Origin of the sequence: Enterovibrio litoreus, assembly GCF_045679545.1 — a bacterium.
GTDB lineage: Bacteria > Pseudomonadota > Gammaproteobacteria > Enterobacterales > Vibrionaceae > Enterovibrio.
Genome location: NZ_CP166194.1, coordinates 1,742,639 through 1,760,397, shown reverse-complemented (window position 1 = coordinate 1,760,397; position 17,759 = coordinate 1,742,639). Strand labels below are relative to the sequence as shown.

General features: G+C 46.5%; 16 protein-coding genes. 13 read left to right on the top strand and 3 right to left on the bottom strand.

What is annotated here, in order from left to right; translation table 11 throughout:
- Positions 1-136 precede the first annotated feature (136 nt).
- The 12 genes from AB8599_RS07695 to btuD all read left to right on the top strand — a co-directional run bounded on the left by AB8599_RS07695 (position 137) and on the right by btuD (position 13,281).
- Positions 137-1,345, top strand: a complete 1,209-nt coding sequence (locus AB8599_RS07695; protein WP_407330320.1) for a glycerophosphodiester phosphodiesterase family protein — start codon at positions 137-139, stop codon at positions 1,343-1,345.
- A gap of 353 nt (positions 1,346-1,698) precedes the next feature.
- A complete protein-coding gene (locus AB8599_RS07690; RefSeq protein ID WP_407330318.1) occupies positions 1,699-2,157 on the top strand; it encodes an RNA methyltransferase in 459 nt (152 codons plus the stop codon).
- A 303-nt stretch (positions 2,158-2,460) separates the two neighbouring features.
- The gene (gene thrS, locus AB8599_RS07685; RefSeq protein WP_407333151.1) at positions 2,461-4,389 is read left to right on the top strand and encodes a threonine--tRNA ligase; all 1,929 of its coding nucleotides are present in this window, start codon (positions 2,461-2,463) and stop codon (positions 4,387-4,389) included.
- A gap of 3 nt (positions 4,390-4,392) precedes the next feature.
- Positions 4,393-4,941: a translation initiation factor IF-3 gene (infC, locus tag AB8599_RS07680; protein ID WP_407333198.1), complete on the top strand. Its 549-nt coding sequence runs from the start codon at positions 4,393-4,395 to the stop codon at positions 4,939-4,941.
- 101 nt (positions 4,942-5,042) lie between these two features.
- Positions 5,043-5,237, top strand: coding sequence for a 50S ribosomal protein L35 (gene rpmI / locus AB8599_RS07675; protein ID WP_017010327.1), 195 nt, complete (start codon positions 5,043-5,045; stop codon positions 5,235-5,237).
- A gap of 41 nt (positions 5,238-5,278) precedes the next feature.
- The gene (gene rplT, locus AB8599_RS07670) at positions 5,279-5,632 is read left to right on the top strand and encodes a 50S ribosomal protein L20 (RefSeq protein WP_016962081.1); all 354 of its coding nucleotides are present in this window, start codon (positions 5,279-5,281) and stop codon (positions 5,630-5,632) included.
- A 411-nt stretch (positions 5,633-6,043) separates the two neighbouring features.
- Complete coding sequence (gene pheS / locus AB8599_RS07665; protein WP_407333150.1) at positions 6,044-7,027, top strand: phenylalanine--tRNA ligase subunit alpha; 984 nt, start codon at positions 6,044-6,046, stop codon at positions 7,025-7,027.
- 19 nt (positions 7,028-7,046) lie between these two features.
- Complete coding sequence (pheT, locus tag AB8599_RS07660; protein WP_407333149.1) at positions 7,047-9,434, top strand: phenylalanine--tRNA ligase subunit beta; 2,388 nt, start codon at positions 7,047-7,049, stop codon at positions 9,432-9,434.
- Between the two features lie 410 nt (positions 9,435-9,844).
- Entirely contained in the window at positions 9,845-10,141 is a 297-nt protein-coding gene (gene ihfA / locus AB8599_RS07655; protein WP_016962084.1) for an integration host factor subunit alpha, read from the top strand.
- A 282-nt stretch (positions 10,142-10,423) separates the two neighbouring features.
- Positions 10,424-11,479 carry a succinylglutamate desuccinylase gene (locus AB8599_RS07650; protein WP_407333148.1) on the top strand — a complete coding sequence of 352 codons (1,056 nt, stop codon included), beginning with the start codon at positions 10,424-10,426 and terminating at the stop codon, positions 11,477-11,479.
- Between the two features lie 63 nt (positions 11,480-11,542).
- Positions 11,543-12,529 (top strand): vitamin B12 ABC transporter permease BtuC, encoded by a 987-nt coding sequence (gene btuC / locus AB8599_RS07645; RefSeq protein WP_407333147.1) that lies wholly within the window; start codon positions 11,543-11,545, stop codon positions 12,527-12,529.
- Complete coding sequence (btuD, locus tag AB8599_RS07640; protein ID WP_407333146.1) at positions 12,526-13,281, top strand: vitamin B12 ABC transporter ATP-binding protein BtuD; 756 nt, start codon at positions 12,526-12,528, stop codon at positions 13,279-13,281. The genes btuC and btuD overlap by 4 nt, the downstream gene beginning before the upstream one ends.
- Positions 13,282-13,335: 54 nt before the next feature.
- Here the strand turns inward: btuD and AB8599_RS07635 are convergent, their stop codons facing one another.
- From AB8599_RS07635 to AB8599_RS07625, 3 genes are all read right to left on the bottom strand, one after another.
- A complete protein-coding gene (locus AB8599_RS07635) occupies positions 13,336-13,791 on the bottom strand; it encodes a TerB family tellurite resistance protein (RefSeq protein ID WP_407333145.1) in 456 nt (151 codons plus the stop codon).
- A 240-nt stretch (positions 13,792-14,031) separates the two neighbouring features.
- Entirely contained in the window at positions 14,032-14,439 is a 408-nt protein-coding gene (locus AB8599_RS07630) for a VF530 family DNA-binding protein (protein ID WP_407333144.1), read from the bottom strand.
- Between the two features lie 132 nt (positions 14,440-14,571).
- A complete protein-coding gene (locus tag AB8599_RS07625) occupies positions 14,572-16,176 on the bottom strand; it encodes an ABC-F family ATPase (RefSeq protein WP_407333143.1) in 1,605 nt (534 codons plus the stop codon).
- 477 nt (positions 16,177-16,653) lie between these two features.
- On the opposite strand from AB8599_RS07625, the gene AB8599_RS07620 reads away from it, so the two are divergent.
- Positions 16,654-17,712 (top strand): AraC family transcriptional regulator ligand-binding domain-containing protein, encoded by a 1,059-nt coding sequence (locus AB8599_RS07620; protein WP_407333142.1) that lies wholly within the window; start codon positions 16,654-16,656, stop codon positions 17,710-17,712.
- Positions 17,713-17,759: the final 47 nt, after the last annotated feature.

The following is a 17,759-nucleotide window of genomic DNA, read 5'->3' as shown; positions in this document are numbered from 1 at the left end:
TCATTGCCATTAAACGTTAAGAATATTGTCTCTATTCAGTCATATTGCTTGTACAGAATGCTGTTCGGTTATTGTCATTCGACTATTGTTACTCAGGTAGATAGAGATACCGCACTTTCATTTAACGGAGCAAAACATGAACAATATCATCAGGCTTGGTGTTCTTTTTTCGATATTCGCTGCGGGCGGCGTCATGGCCGCAAGCGGAGTTACCCTTGGACCAAGGCCTGCCTATTTGGTTGCCGACATGGATGAAGGCGCGTTAAAGGAAAAACTTTCTTCTTGTTTGAACAAGACGCCAAAAACAACCGCATTCTCTATTGGCCATCGAGGTGCATCTCTCCAGTTTCCTGAGCATACGAAAGAGTCATATGTTGCTGCAGCGCAAATGGGCGCGGGCATCATAGAGTGTGATGTGACTTTTACTAAAGACAAGCAGCTGGTATGTCGTCATTCTCAAAACGATCTGCATACCACGACGGACGTTCTAACTCATCCAGATCTCGCTGAAAAATGCACCATACCATTCACGCCGGCAAACCCTGAAACCGGTGAGAAAGCGACAGCAGAATGCCGCACCTCAGATTTCACACTCGCCGAATTTAAACGGCTGAAAGGAAAAATGGATGGTGCGAATCCGATGGCGACAACACCAGAAGAGTATATGAAAGGCACGGCAGATTTTCGCACAGACCTTTATGCCAGTCGTGGCACCTTGATGACGCATGCTGAGAGTATCGCGCTGCTAAAAGAATTAGGTGTAAAAATGACGCCTGAATTGAAAGAAGCCAAGGTAGCGATGCCTTATGACGGGTTTACGCAGCAAGACTATGCACAAAAAATGGTGGATGAATACAAAGCGGCGGGTGTGAAAGCGTCGGATGTTTACCCGCAATCTTTCAACATGGAAGATGTGAAGCACTGGGTGGCGAATGAGCCTGAGTTTGGTCAGCAGGCAGTCTATTTAGATTCGCGTATGTATGATGATGAAAGCTGGAAACCGTCTTTAAAAGATATGGCTGCGCTGAAAGACAGAGGCGTGGAATATATTGCTCCACCGCTTTATGCGCTGGTCACTGTCGATAACAAGGGAAATATAGTGCCATCTGATTACGCCAAACATGCTAAAGCAGCAGGGTTAGGCATTATTACTTGGACGTTGGAGCGTTCTGGTCATCTTGGCAATGGTGGCGGATGGTATTACCAATCAGTGAAAGACGTGATCAATAACGACGGTGATGTCATGACATTGCTCGACGTATTGGCGCAGGATGTTGGGGTGGTAGGTGTGTTCTCTGACTGGCCAGCAACGACAACCTTCTATGCAAACTGCATGAATCCATGAATCCATGAATCTTTGATAAAAAGCAGGCCTCGTGGCGAGTACCAATGAGGCCTGAACTACAGCATTGCAACATCAAACCTATTTACGCCACCATTTGGGCTTTTGGATCACTTTGATCTGAATTTTTTCTCTCCATATCAAATCACTGCGAATCAATTTCTGACAGTTTCATTGCTTATTTTCCTTTTAATACCCGCGATTTTTCATGAAAAAGACCATCTGAAAATATCGGTATGGAACGTGTACCTTCCAGTTAACAAGAATGTTTTTTCCGAAAAAGTTTTGCTAGCAGCGAGGACAAGGTACAAATCATGTAGAATGTCGCCAATTTAAATTTTGGCGTTATTGGAAAAATGAAACAAGGTTACAGCTGTATCGGGTTAGTAAACCCAAAATCTCCCGAAAATGTCGGTTCTGTTATGCGTGCTGCTGGCTGTTACGGTGTGAATTCCGTGTTTTACACCGGCACCCGTTATGACAGGGCTGCAAAGTTTTGTACCGATACGAAAAACAGAGTGTTAGATACACCGCTTATTGGCGTTGATGACCTTAAATCTGTTGTGCCAGTTGGCTGCATTCCTATTGCCGTTGAATTGGTAGAAGGGGCTAAGCCGCTTCCAACCTATAAGCATCCTGCTCGTGCGTTTTACATCTTTGGCCCAGAAGACAATTCGCTTAAGAAAGAGATCACCGAGTTTTGTGCGGAAACCATCTACATTCCAACGAATGGCTGTATGAACCTGGCCGCTTGCGTCAATGTCATCCTTTATGACCGCATGGCTAAGGGCACGAACTTCTCTGGGCATCTATAACATCACATACCTGCGTATTGACGTTGCTTAGGTATAAGTCGGAAACATCAGTGTATCCAACACAATGAAAAACCGTGGTGATTTGTTGATTTGACACAATTGTGTATTGATACGAATTGATCACGGGCAGGGGCGCGGTTACAATCGCGTCTCGCTTCAGGTGCGCCCGTTTTGATTGGTATTTAAATGGGCACCGGATGAAGCACTCTCTAAGACGTCTATTCAATACTCCTCGAGTTAAGACGCCAATAACTAAAACAAGTGTTACTTCGTGTGTAACACCACTGTAAATAGGATATTCAAATGCCTGTAATTACTCTTCCTGACGGTAGTCAACGTTCTTTTGACAACCCGGTTTCTACTTATGATGTGGCTTTCGACATCGGCCCTGGTCTTGCTAAAGCTTGTATCGCTGGTCGTGTTGACGGAAATCGTGTTGATGCGTGTGATTTGATTGAACACGACGCTAAGCTAGAAATCATCACAGCGAAAGACGCAGACGGTCTCGAAATTATTCGTCACTCTTGTGCACACTTGCTGGGTCATGCGATCAAGCAACTTTTCCCTGATGCAAAAATGGCGATCGGTCCGACCATCGACAGCGGCTTCTACTATGACCTTGACTTGGATCGCTCGTTGACCCAAGAAGACCTTGATGCGATTGAAAAACGCATGAAAGAGTTGGCAAAAACCAAATATCAGGTCGTTAAGAAGAATGTGAGCTGGCAGGAAGCGCGTGATACGTTTGAGTCACGCGGCGAGACTTACAAAATTGAAATTCTGGACGAGAACGTTGCTCGTGACGATCGCCCGGGACTTTACCACCATGAAGAATACATCGACATGTGCCGCGGTCCGCACGTGCCGAACATGAGCTTCTGCCAAAACTTCAAAATCTTGAACGTTGCTGGTGCTTACTGGCGTGGTAACAGCGACAACAAGATGCTGCAACGTATCTACGGCACCGCGTTTTACGACAAGAAAGAATTAAAAGCACACCTTGTTCGTCTTGAAGAAGCGGCAAAACGTGACCACCGTAAACTAGGTAAGCAACTTGATCTGTACCACATGCAGCAAGAAGCGCCGGGTATGGTGTTCTGGCACCACAATGGTTGGACTGTTTTCCGTGAACTGGAAATGTTCGTTCGTGAAAAACTGACCGAATATGAATACCAAGAAGTTAAAGGCCCGCTGATCATGGATCGCGTTCTTTGGGAACGCTCTGGTCACTGGGACAAATACGCTGACTACATGTTCACTACGCAATCAGAAAGCCGTGAATATGCACTGAAGCCGATGAACTGCCCAGGTCACGTACAGATCTTTAACCAAGGTCTTAAGTCATACCGTGATTTGCCGCTGCGTATGGCTGAGTTTGGTAGCTGTCACCGTAACGAGCCATCAGGTGCATTGCACGGTCTGATGCGCGTTCGTGGCTTCACTCAGGATGATGCACACATCTTCTGTACGCCAAACCAAGTTCAAGAAGAAGTTACGTCTTGCATCTCGATGGTTTACGACACATACAAAACATTCGGTTTTGATGAGATTGTTGTAAAACTGTCTACACGTCCTGAACAGCGCGTTGGTTCTGATGAAATGTGGGACCGTGCAGAGAAGGCATTGGCTGAAGCACTTGAGTCAATGGACATCAAATTTGAGATTTTAGAGGGCGAAGGTGCTTTCTATGGTCCTAAAATTGAATTTACTTTGCATGATTGTTTGGATCGCGCATGGCAGTGTGGTACTGTTCAGCTCGATTTTGCTCTGCCTGAGCGTTTGGGCGCAACGTACGTTGGTGAAGACAACGAACGCCATACCCCAGTCATGATTCACCGTGCGATTTTGGGTTCTCTGGAACGCTTCATTGGCATTTTGATTGAAGAATACGCGGGTCATTTCCCGGTATGGCTGGCTCCTCAGCAAGCGGTTGTCATGAATATCACTGACAATCAGGCTGATTATGTTCAGGAAGTAGCGAAAAAACTGCAAAAAGCAGGTTTTAGAGCGTCAGCGGACTTGAGAAACGAGAAGATTGGTTTTAAAATCCGTGAACACACTTTGAAGCGCGTACCTTATATGTTGGTTTGCGGTGACCAAGAAATGGAAGCCGGTGAAATCGCGGTACGTACACGCAAAGGTAAAGATTTGGGTAAATATAAAATTGACGAATTCATTTCTCTGCTCGAGAACGAAGTTCGTACCCGAACGCTCAATATTTTGGAGGAATAAGGTATTAAAGGCGCAACAAGAAAAGTCCCAGTTAAACAAAATGCTCATCGATTGAATGACGAAATTCGCGGCGTAAGTGAAGTTCGTTTGACAGGCCTAGACGGCGAAGCCGTTGGCGTAGTATCAATCGAGGATGCTCTAGCAGCTGCTCAAGATGCAGGTGTAGATCTGGTCGAAATTAGCCCTAATGCCGAACCACCTGTCTGTCGCGTGATGGACTACGGTAAGTTCATTTACGAAAAGAGCAAGGCTACGAAAGAGCAGAAGAAAAAACAGAAGGTTATTCAGGTTAAGGAAATCAAATTCCGTCCTGGTACCGATATTGGCGACTATCAGGTAAAACTACGCAACCTGGTTCGCTTTATTGAAGAGGGTAACAAGGTCAAGGTTACAATCCGATTCCGTGGTCGCGAAATGGCGCACCAAGAAATCGGTGTTGACGTTTTGAATCGCTTGAAAGAAGACACTGCTGAAATTTGTTTGGTAGAAAGCTTCCCAACGCGAATCGAAGGTCGTCAAATGATCATGGTTCTTGCCCCTAAAAAGAAGTAATTTCGGCATACAAGTAACGTAAGAGGCTATGCCTTCGGGCATAGCCTCTTTGTTCGCCGGATTACATTGTTATTAACGCAACAATGCGGAGTTAATTCATCATGCCTAAGATGAAATCAAACAAAGGTGCAGCTAAGCGTTTCAAGAAAACTGCTGGCGGCTTCAAGTTCAAGCACGCGACAAAACGTCACATCCTGACTAAGCGTACTACTAAGAACAAACGTCAACTGCGTCCAAATGCAATTCTGCCTAAGTGCGAAGTTGCTGCAGTTGTTCGTATGCTTCCATACGCATAATTTTTCTTAGTTTATTAACGATTTAGTTTAGGAGAGAGTCCATGGCTCGCGTAAAACGTGGTGTACAAGCTCGTGCACGTCACAAGAAAGTTCTAAAACAAGCTAAAGGTTACTACGGTGCACGTTCACGTGTTTACCGCGTAGCTTTCCAAGCAGTTACCAAAGCTGGTCAATACGCTTACCGTGACCGTCGTCAGAAGAAACGTCAATTCCGTCAACTGTGGATTGCACGTATCAATGCTGCTGCTCGTCAAAATGGTATGTCTTACAGCCGTTTCATCAACGGTCTGAAGAAAGCGTCTATCGAAATCGATCGTAAGATCCTTGCTGATATCGCAGTATTCGACAAAGCTACTTTCTCTGTACTTGTTGAGAAAGCGAAAGCTGCTCTGTAATTTTACAGAATAGATTTTGCAAGAAAGGGGAGCCTCGGCTCCCCTTTTTTACGCCTGAAATTTGCCAAGCTTCATTTTCTTTTTGCTGCTTACTCTCTTCCTTTGATGATATTTATCGCGCTCTGATACTGATAATTTAGCCTTCTCTTTTCAAGAAAAGCCCATGCTCTTCGCGATTTACGCAATTCGGCGTTAAATCTGGTGATGAATTAGGCATGACAGGCACTTGAGGTCACTTTCAGTTTGGCTTTAGTTCACGGTTTATTTACTATGTACCGTTACGTTTATACCAATTCTCAGAGCAAAATCGATTGGTGCTAATTTGCATTGAAGAAACGCATTTTGTTACGAGAATTGGTATATCTTTTACTCCCCTTAGGACACTGCCCCCATTGGGTGGATGAGGAAACGATGCAACAACTAGACGAGATTCTATCCAACGCAACAGCAGCCATTGAAGCGGCTGACTCTGTTGCGATTCTGGATGAGGTACGCGTAAAGTACCTGGGTAAGAAGGGTGAGCTGACATTGCAGCTTCAGTCTCTAGGCAAACTGCCACACGAAGAACGCCGTGAAGCGGGCGCAAGCATTAACAAAGCGAAGCAAGCTGTTCAGCAGGCAATTTCAGAGCGCAAGAATGCGCTAGAAAGTGCTGAGCTAGAGGCGAAGCTTGCGGCGGAATCTATTGATGTGACCCTGCCTGGTCGTCGTATTGAGAATGGCGGTATTCACCCGGTTACTCGCACTATCGAACGCATTGAAAGCTTCTTTGGTGATTTGGGCTTTGATGTAAAAACTGGCCCTGAAATCGAAGATGCATTCCATAACTTCGATGCGCTGAACATTGCAGAAGATCATCCAGCACGTACTGACCATGACACCTTCTTCTTTAACCCAGATCTGATGCTTCGTACGCACACTTCAGGCGTTCAGATCCGCACCATGGAAGAAAGCCAGCCACCGTTGCGTTTCATCGCACCTGGCCGTGTTTACCGCAATGATTACGACCAAACGCACACGCCAATGTTCCACCAAGTTGAAGGTATGCTGGTTGACGAAAATGTTAACTTTGCGCAGCTAAAAGGCATCCTTCATGACTTCCTGTGTAACTTCTTTGAAGAAGATCTTGAAGTCCGTTTCCGTCCTTCTTACTTCCCATTCACTGAACCTTCAGCGGAAGTGGATGTTCGTCGTAAAGACGGCAAATGGTTGGAAATCCTTGGTTGCGGTATGGTTCATCCGAACGTACTTCGCGCAGTAAACATTGACCCAGAGAAATACTCAGGCTTTGCCTTCGGTATGGGTGTAGAGCGTCTAACCATGCTGCGTTACGGCGTGAATGACCTGCGTGCGTTCTTCGAGAACGATTTGCGTTTTCTGAAACAATTCAAGTAAGCATTGGGGTAATTGAGAAATGAAATTCAGTGAATCCTGGCTTCGTGAGTGGGTTAAGCCTGCTGTAAATAGCGAAGAACTGGCACACCAAATCACCATGGCGGGTCTAGAAGTAGACGACGTTGAAGCTGTTGCAGGTGAGTTCACCGGCGTGGTTGTTGGTGAAGTGGTTGAGTGCGGCCAACACCCTGATGCTGACAAACTGCGTGTGACCAAAGTAAACGTCGGTGGCGAAGAGCTACTAGACATCGTTTGTGGTGCATCAAACTGTCGTTTGGGTATTAAGGTCGCAGTGGCAACCGTTGGAGCGGTTCTACCTGGCGATTTTAAAATCAAGAAAGCGAAACTGCGTGGTCAACCTTCTCACGGTATGCTTTGCTCGTTCACCGAGTTGGGCATTAACGTTGAATCTGACGGCATCATGGAGCTACCTGCAGACGCCGTTCTGGGTACTGACTTCCGTGAATACCTGTCGCTAAACGATGTCACCATTGATGTTGATTTAACAGCGAACCGTGCTGACTGCTTGAGCCTAAAAGGCATGGCGCGTGAAGTGGGTGTATTGAACCGCGCTGAAGTGACTGAGCCTGCGTTTGAAAATGTTGTACCGTCAATCGATGACAAGATCTCTGTTGCTATCGAAGCGCCGATTGCCTGTCCACGTTACTTGGGCCGTGTTGTTCGCAACGTGAATGTTAAAGCTGCATCACCACTTTGGATGCAAGAAAAACTGCGTCGTAGCGGCATTCGCTCTATCGACCCAATCGTTGATATCACAAACTATGTGATGCTAGAACAGGGCCAACCCATGCACGCGTTCGATCTGGCTAAGATCGAAGGTGGCATCGTTGCGCGTATGGCGAAGCAAGGCGAGAAATTGGTTCTTCTTGACGGCAACGAAGCAGAACTCAATGACAACACGCTTGTTATTGCTGACCACAACAAAGCGCTGGCGATTGCGGGTATCTTTGGTGGTGAATTCTCTGGTGTGACTACTGAGACGACTGACGTATTGCTCGAAGCTGCATTCTTTGCACCTGATGCAATCCGCGGTCGTGCCCGTAGCTATGGCCTTCACACTGATTCTTCGCACCGCTTTGAGCGTGGTGTTGATTCAAACCTTCAGTTCCATGCGATGGAGCGTGCAACGCAACTACTGATTGAAATCTGTGGTGGTGAAGCAGGTGAGATCGTTGGGCAAGAATCTGAAGAAAATCTCCCTAAAGCGAAGACCATTTCTCTGCGTCGTGCAAAGCTAGATCGTCTGTTGGGTCACTGCATCTCTTCTGATGATGTTGTTGAAATCTTAAGCCGTCTAGGTTGTGACGTTGAAACCACAGATTCAGGTTGGACAGCGAAAGCGCCTTCATGGCGTTTTGATTTGGCTATCGAAGAAGACTTGGTTGAAGAAGTAGGGCGTATCTTCGGTTACGACAATATTCCAAACCAAGCTCCTGAAGCACACCTCACCATGAACGAATACAAAGAGGCGAACCAACCTCTGAAGCGCGTTCGTGATTTGCTGGTTGATCGTGGTTACCACGAAGCAATTACCTATAGCTTCGTTGAACCTGCTCAACAAGCGCTTATCGTGCCAGATGTTGAGCCATTGATTCTACCATTCCCGATCTCTGCAGACATGTCAGCAATGCGTCTGAGCTTGTGGACCGGTCTGTTGAACACGGTTGCTTACAACCAAAAACGTCAGCAACCACGTGTGCGTTTGTTCGAAGCAGGTCTGCGTTTTATCCCTGAAGCATCTGCTGAAAATGGCATGCGTCAGGAAATGATGTTGGCGGGTGTGATTGCGGGTTCTCGCTCTGAAGAGCATTGGGACATTGCGGCTAACACAGTCGACTTCTTTGACCTCAAAGGCGACTTAGAAGCTGTGCTTGAATTGACAGCTAACGAGTTTGCCTACAGATTCAAAGCGGCTAAGCACCCAGCACTGCACCCAGGTCAGAGCGCTGCGATTGAAGTAGACGGCAAAGTTGTTGGCTACATCGGTACTGTTCACCCAGAACTTGAGCGTAAGTTTGGTCTGAATGGTCGCACTGTCGTGTTTGAAATCGAGTGGGCGGCTATCAATCAACGTGTGATCCCTGAAGCGGTTGTGATTTCTAAGTTCCCTGCAAACCGTCGTGATATCGCGGTGATTGTGGCTGATGACGTAGAATCAGAAGCGGTTGTTCGTGCGTGCCTGACGGCTGAAAACGCACTGATCACCGGCTCTAAACTGTTCGACCTTTATAAAGGTAAGGGCGTAGAAGAAGGCAAGAAGAGTCTAGCTATCGCTCTGACGCTTCAATCTACCGAACGTACGTTAGAAGAAAGTGATATTTCTGAGGCGGTTGCAGCGGTTGTTGCGACGCTTGGCGAAAAATTTGGTGCTCACCTCCGCGATTAATGCGAAAACTATCAATAAAAAGCAGCCTTAGGGCTGCTTTTTTTATGTCCAAAAGTTCTAACACGTATCGTTTTGATAAACCTAAGTTTTATCAAAACGTTAACATGTCATGGTTTGCAAGCGTTTAAAACTCGAATAAAAACATCATCTAAACGAAAAATCCTTGAGTCCGTGTCTCATTTTTTATGCATGACGCAAGAATGAAATCCTCATAAACAGAGCACTGTTCTAAATAATGATATGGAAAAAAGTTGGCGCAAATCAGCCAGTTGGCTTACACTGTTCGTAAGTTACTGATGCGGAATATGCTGCCCGACAGTGGAGCAAGTGAATATTTCCAATGCAGTGCAATTGGTAGTGAAGATACAATGTATCTCATTTATGTTTAACATTTCTTGAGGGAATGACCTATGGCGCTCACTAAGGCCGATCTGGCTGAGAACCTGTTTGAAAATGTCGGGATGAGCAAGCGGGACGCCAAGGACACCGTCGAAGCGTTCTTCGAAGAAGTTCGAAAAGCACTCGAAGGTGGCGAGCAAGTTAAGCTGTCTGGTTTCGGAAACTTTGATCTTCGCGAAAAGAACGAACGTCCAGGCCGCAACCCGAAAACGGGTGAAGATATTCCAATTACTGCTCGACGAGTAGTAACGTTCCGCCCGGGGCAAAAACTGAAAGCACGCGTAGAAAACGCAAAAATCGACAAGTAATTGTCGAAGAGCATGTTAAGAGGAGAGTCGGTTCCGAAGACAATTACCTTTTGATAAACTCGCTTTCAAGCCGATAGGGTGACTAAGACCGCAGCTTTTGCTGCGGTTTTTTATTGGGTGAAAACCACGCGAACACGAATATAAACCCGCCTTAATCTCTTGATGCTCACACCATTCAATGACACAGCGATGAACCCTGACGCTCAGAACTCTGCATCTTGAGATGACTATGGGTATAATGAGCCGCGAGATACGAAAATAATAATTAGGGAAATTTTGAAAATGGATAGTCAACTCTCCGGCGGCTTTCTTAAGCACACCTTGTACCCACCAGAAACGTTCAAACCTTATTCATTCCAATTGCCAAACGGGCTTGATGTTATTCATCACGACATTGGTGTGTTGGAGTTTTCGCCCAAAAATGCCAATCGTGCCATTGTGGTTTCTTCTGGTATTCATGGCGATGAAACCGCTCCGATTGAATTGGTTGATGATTTGGTGAGTGAAATACTGAATGGCGTCTGGGTACCTTGTTCGCGCACGCTTTTTATCATTGCTCACCCTGATGCTATTCACGCTCACACGCGCTTTATTGAAGAAAATCTCAATCGTTTATTTGCCGGTGTTAACCCAGATCGAAATGCGGAATGCCAGTTGGCGAATCGTCTTCAAGGGCACGTTAGCCAGTTCTTTGCTAATGCGAACGAGAGCGATGAAAAGTGGCATTTCGATATGCACAGCGCCATTCGCGACTCTAAACACTACATGTTTGCTGTCGTACCGGCCTCCACTAAGGCGACAGATGTTCGTCCACTTATTGGGTTTCTCAAATCCGCTCAAATGGATGCCATGCTGCTGAGTCGAACACCGTCTTCAACCTTCAGTTGGTGGAGTGGAGAAACTTTTGGCGCACTGGCCGCGACCTTTGAAATGGGCCGTGTCGCACCGTTATATCAAAACAATATGTCAGAGTTCGAGCCTCTCAAACGCGCGCTCATTGATCTGTTAAGCGCGCGTCAAGATGACAGGAATACGCCTAAGACCGATCTTTCAATCTATAAGGTGACACGTACCATCACCAAAACAGATGACGCCTTCACATTGGCATTCAGTAATGACGCGGCAAACTTTACCTATTTCAACCAAGGCGAGCAGCTTGCTGAAGAAAACGGCACGGTCTATGTGGCGCAACAGGGGGGGGAGGCGGTTGTGTTTCCTAATGCCAATGTCGCAGTCGGACAGCGTGCTTGCCTACTCGTGACGCCATTTGTTCCGGACGAATCGCAAGCGCTTTTCGTCAATGTAGGCAACGAGCCGGGCCCAAATGCAACCAGTTAGCACTTTTCATTTTTCGGTGTTCTCTGTATGGTTGGCGGCTACTGATGTTTAGACCATAAAACCATGCATTTACTTCAACTTGTCCAGCGTCACACTCGGCGCTGGCATATTGCTCTCCTGACCGCTTTCGTGCTTCTTATCGTGTGCGCGCTGCTTTCGCTATCGGCAGGCGAGATTTGGATTTTCCCATTCCATGTGGATTCGCCTTTAGCACAACAACTCTTGATGGAGTTACGTGTACCTCGCGTGATCGCTGCCATTCTTATTGGTGCGTCGTTAGCGGTATCCGGTGCTGTATTGCAGGTCTTGCTAGGTAATCCACTCGCAGAACCCGGTGTGTTGGGTATTTCCGGCGGTGCAAGCCTTGCGCTCGTGCTCGTTATGTTCTTCTTCCCTGCGCTAGCCACACAGTATGGTTTAATGTCTGCTGCCATGCTTGGGGCTCTCTCTTTTACAGGTGTCTTGGTCTGGTTGGCGCGGAAACGCACCATGTCGACAGCACGGTTGCTGTTGATTGGGGTAGCGCTTGGTATCTTATCGGGTGCGATTGTCACATGGGCGTTTTATTTCAGTTCAGACCTTAACCTTCGTCAGTTACTTTACTGGCTAATGGGAAGCCTCTCAGGGGTGCATTGGACACAGTTAACGCTCGCTCTGGTGGTTGTGCCCGCTGTACTTTGGTTGTGTACGCAAGGGCATAACCTGGATCTCATGATGCTAGGAGAAGCACCAGCGACACAGCTAGGTCTAAACATTCAAACACTCAGGTGGCAGCTGATATTAATGGTCAGCGTGCTTGTAGGCGCATCTGTCGCCATGGCAGGGGTGATCGGGTTCGTTGGTTTGGTCGTCCCGCACTTTCTGAGGCTATGGCTTGGGACAGAGAACAAATACCTTCTGCCGCTTTCAGCGCTCACAGGTGCGTCGCTCATGTTGGTGGCTGACACGATTGGCCGTATGGCTATCGCAGAAGCGGAATTGCCAGTTGGCGCTGTGACAACGTCACTTGGTGCGCCTTTGTTTATTTGGATGTTGCTGAGGCGCGTATGATTGAAGCCAAAAATATTGCTTTAGGAACACGCCTCCTGCCACTGAGTTTTTCGGTCGAACAGGGCGAAATTGTGCATCTTCTCGGTGCGAACGGCAGCGGTAAAAGCACCTTGCTTGAGCTGTTGTCAGGCTTAACCGAAGGCCAAGGTGATGTGTTTTTATCAGGTGTCTCTCTCAACGCCATTGACAGTAAATCGTTAGCAAGACAGCGTGCATATTTGAGTCAGCAGCAGAAGCCTGCGTTCGCCATTGGCGTTTATCAATACCTGAGTTTAAGTCTTTCTGCGCTGGGCAAGTATCATCCTGCTGAGTTGGATACTGCCGTCAAAGAAATTTGCACGACCTTAGGCATTGAAGACAAACTTAATCGCAACACTGAACAGCTTTCTGGTGGTGAATGGCAGCGGGTGAGATTGGCAGGCGTGTGTTTGCAAATTTGGCCAGACATTAATCCTGACGGTCAATTATTGATTCTGGATGAACCGGCAACGGCATTGGATATCGCACAGCAAAGCGTAATGTACAAGATGGTTCGGCGTATTGCAGAGCGTGGTATTGCAGTGGTGATGTCTAACCATGATATCAATAGAACCTTGAGCGATGCCGATAGAGTGATGCTATTAAAAAATGGTCATCTTGTCGCGCAAGGCACGCCAAGGGAAGTGATGCATGTTGATATGTTGGAAAAGGTGTTTGGAACGCGTTTGCGCCGAGTAGAAATCGACGGTCAACTGCTCATGTTGAACACGTAACCATTCAAGATATCTCGCTATCGCCACAAGTGATAGCGAGATAGAAGGCGTACGCTAGACAGCATCTTCTTGTGCCTGAAGTTTTGCCTTGATGAAGAGAGCGTGGTCCAAATATAACAACTCAGAGGTTTTTCTGATCACCGATTCTTCAAGTGGGTCGAGTTTGCCATCCGCATACGCGACTTCCCACATGGCTTTCACCAAGTCAAACCGCTGAGATTGTTCTAACTGCCGCAGTTTATCTGTGTAGTCGTAGAGTGATACTGAATTGGATGAATCAATCCGAGCCTCTTCAATAAGCGACTTGGCATCCGTTTCATCAATGTCGAGCAGGACACCTAACATTCGCACTTTTGCCGTTTCTTCTCGTACGTCTAGATCGTTGTCCGCGCCCGCGACTTCGCACAACAAGCCAGCCATGGCACGTTGATATCGATTTTCATTTGCAGCGGCACTGCCACCTTCTTCAGTGAAGACTTCTCTCAGAATCGAAGACAGTTTTGAAAACATGTAAAGTACCTAGTGGGGTTGATAAAAAACAGTGACTGAGTGCGCAATGCGAATCTGTCAGTATGTGCAAGTAAGTATGAAGGACAATTCAGCCATGTGTCAGCGACTTGCTGACGCTTCTTATCTTTCAGACGAGCAAAAGCGTCAGAGGTTCATTCACAATAGCTTCTTATGCATGATGCTCGATAATAGATCATCGCGGATCAAAAAAGCCAAACCCTGAGGTTTGGCTTTTCCATATTAACGTCGGCTAGGGCGACGGCCGGTTCTTTCTTTGTGGGCTGAAGCCGCTTTGGCTTGAGAAAGCAAGATGGACTCTACAGTCAGGTCCATAGGCTCGCGAGGCGCTAATCCATGCTGGAAAGTGCGCGAGCGTGCTGGCATTTCAAATTCTGCTTCCGTTGCTTTTGGCATGCGCTTAAAACGGTAAAGGTAAAAGTTTTCGACTTTCTCTCTCGCCCATTCGGTTTTCTTCAGATATTTAACGCTGCTTGCGATGCTTGGATTAGTATTGAAGCAGTTTAGTCGCATCGCGGTATCGAGAATTACCCAGCCATAATGATCGACAAGCTGTTGCAGCATATCTTCCATTTTCAGGCCATGAAGCGGGTTGTTTTTTTGCAGTTCGATACGCTCTTGTTCTGTCATGAAGGGATCTCCATCCTTCGAGGCAGTTGCTGTTTCTCGGTTATTCATGAGTAACCGTCAACTGCCTCGCGTGTTAATTCTGTTCATTGGCAACTCGACATTAGCGGAAATGCGAGCTGCCCAAATACTGTGTTAAGCGACGTTCAACATTTTCTGTTGGTGCGCCAGGTACTCATCAAACGTGCCTTGGAAGTTAACCAGTTTCTTATCTTTAACGTCAATGATCGACGTTGCCAATGACGAAACAAATTCACGGTCATGGCTTACGAAGATAAGCGTACCTTTGTAAGATTTCAGGGCGTTGTTCAGCGCTTCAATGGCTTCCATGTCCATGTGGTTGGTTGGTTCATCCATGACCAGCACGTTGATGTCTTGCATCATCAATTTACCAAACAACAAACGGTTCTTTTCACCACCCGAGCAGTTTCTTGCTTTCTTGTTTACATCATCTGCGGTAAACAAGAGACGGCCCAGAATACCGCGAACCATCAAATCATCATGTTTGGTGGTGCGCCACTGAGAGATCCAATCAAAAATGTTCAGGTCGTTGTCGAAATCAGCCGTGCTGTCTTGCGGGCAATAACCGAATGAAGCGTTGTCAGACCATTTCACGACGCCATGATTAGGTGTCAGTTCGTTGACCAAACAACGTAGCAGGGTGGTTTTACCCACGCCGTTTTCACCAATGATGGCGAGACGAGAACCTGCTTCTAGCAGCAAGTCACCACCTTCGAACAACAGTTCATCATCAAAGGCATGGCCGACATTTTGAAGTTCGAGTGCTTGGCGGTGCAGTTTTTTGCCTTCACCAAAATCAATCGATGGGCTCATACGGCTAGATGATTTAACTTCATCAAGCTTGATTTTATCCATCTTCTTCGCGCGAGAACTGGCTTGTTTTGCCTTAGACGCGTTCGCGCCAAAGCGGTTTACAAAGTCTTGAAGCTCGCTAATTTCAGCGGCTTTCTTGGCGTTGCCAGACAGCAGTTGATCACGGATCAATGCAGAAGCTTCCAAGAAGTACTCATAGTTACCAGGGTAAATGCGCAGTTCGCCGTAATCGATGTCTGCCATGTGCGTACAAACCGCGTTTAGGAAGTGGCGATCATGCGAGATGATGATCATGGTGCATTTACGCTGATTCAGTTCTTCTTCCAACCAACTGATGGTGTGAATATCCAAGTTGTTTGTGGGTTCATCGAGCAACAAAATATCTGGGTTTGCAAACAGCGCCTGCGCCAAAAGCACACGCAGTTTCCAACCTGGCGCAACGTGTTGCATTAAGCCGAAGTGAAACTCTTCTTCAATACCGGCTTTTAGCAAAATGTCGCCAGCACGACTTTCAGCGGTGTAGCCGTCCATTTCTGCGAATTCACTTTCAAGTTCAGCGACCTTCATGCCATCGTCTTCACTCATCTCTGGAAGTGAATAGATGCGCTCACGCTCTTGTTTGATTTCCCAAAGCTTTTTGTCGCCCATGATGACAACGTCAATCACGTTATATTGCTCAAATGCAAACTGGTCTTGGCTTAGCACACCAAGCTTGTGTCCCGGCGTAATGGACACATTGCCAGAGCTAGGCGATAGCGCACCGCTAAGAATCTTCATGAAGGTTGATTTACCACACCCGTTGGCACCAATTAAGCCGTAACGGTTACCGTTACCAAACTTGGCAGAAATGTTTTCGAATAGCGGCTCGGCGCCAAATTGCATGGTGATGTTAGCGGTTGAAATCAATGAAGTATTCCTAGGTATATAAGATTGGCAAATCGCTTTGCGAGAGTGGCCAAATCAACTGAAATTAAAGCACGAATGAATAGGCGGCGAATTATACAGATTTATTTAACAAATAACAGATGTGGGAGCTAAGTCACGCAAAGGAAATAATGAATAGAAAGTGATCTTGGTGTTGTCTTCGCTCTTAGCTCATTTCTCCGCTTTTCAGACGCGTAGGATAACCTGATACCAAAGCAAAGCGACAACGTCCGTAAAGGTGGCAACGAAGCAGTTTTATTGTCTCAATTTAGAGAATTTGTTGTAAAAATTGCGATAAGTTGAGAGGCCTCAAAATCACCGAAGTGACATCTACTTATTGTTGCTGCACAATTTTTTTTCAATTTGACAATATCAGTGACCACCAAACAAGAACTCGTAGGCTTTACAACCAGAAACAAGCTGGTAACAATTAAACGGTTGTATCAGGAAGTCAGTGACATGAACGCATATTATTCTACGTTGAGTGGTTGGATTATTCCGGTCACTCGAGCAATGAAGGCGCTAGGTATTGATCCAGTGGAAACGCTGGAGATGTTTGATATTGATCCTGTCGAAGTGAATGATCCTGAAGGAAGGATTTGTGTTGAAAGCCTCGGAAATCTATTTGCTTATTGTAACAAGCAAGTTGGTACTCGGGCGTTCAACATTGAAGTAGCACGTTGTTTTCACCCTTCAGCACTGCATGCGCTTGGGTATGCGGTTCAATCTTCATTTAGCTTGAGAGAAGCATTAGAGCGAGTCAGCCAATACAAACGTGTGGTTTCGAACTGCTGCAATATGCAGACCTATGAATCTAATGGTGAGCTTGTTGTTGAGTTACTGGTATATAAGTATGCCGATAGTGGCCGTCTTGTACTTTCGCCTGATTTAATCGAATCGTTTTTGGCGACATTGGTTCAGGTGTCGCGAGATCTGGTGGGCGGGGACGTGAATCCCATCAAAATAGAATGCACCTTCGATCGTTTAAAAGAAAATTGCCCCGTCGTATCTGAGTTCCTCAATTGTCCTGTCGAATATGGTTCTGAGCGCAACGCTGTTGTGCTCAACTTGCAACAAGCGAACGAAAGGGCCTTTGGCAATAACCCTGTGATTAATCAGCTGCATATTGACGTGCTCAATAAGTTCATGAGCAGGGTGGACAAAACTAATCTGACATACCTGATTGAAAGCAAAATCCTTGAGGAGTTGCCTGTAGGTGCGCCTTCTCAGGCAGATATCGCGAAGCATCTTGGGTTGAGCCTACGAAACTTGCAGCGAAAGTTAAGTGAGCAAGGCACCTGCTACAAAGATATCTTAGATAACACCCGCAAGCGGTTAACCCTGAACTACATTAAGCAGCCACACATGAGTATTAGCGAAATTGGTTACTTGGTGGGCTTTTCAAACGTGGCGAACTTTAATCGCGCTTTTCGTCGTTGGGAAGGGTGTGCACCCGGTGAGTATCGCCATAGTTACCTTTCTTCAAACGTGGTTGAGCATATTCATGCGAGAGCATAGCTAATATTTATCGCTATTAACGCGTAGGGAATCGCTTTTCTTTACCA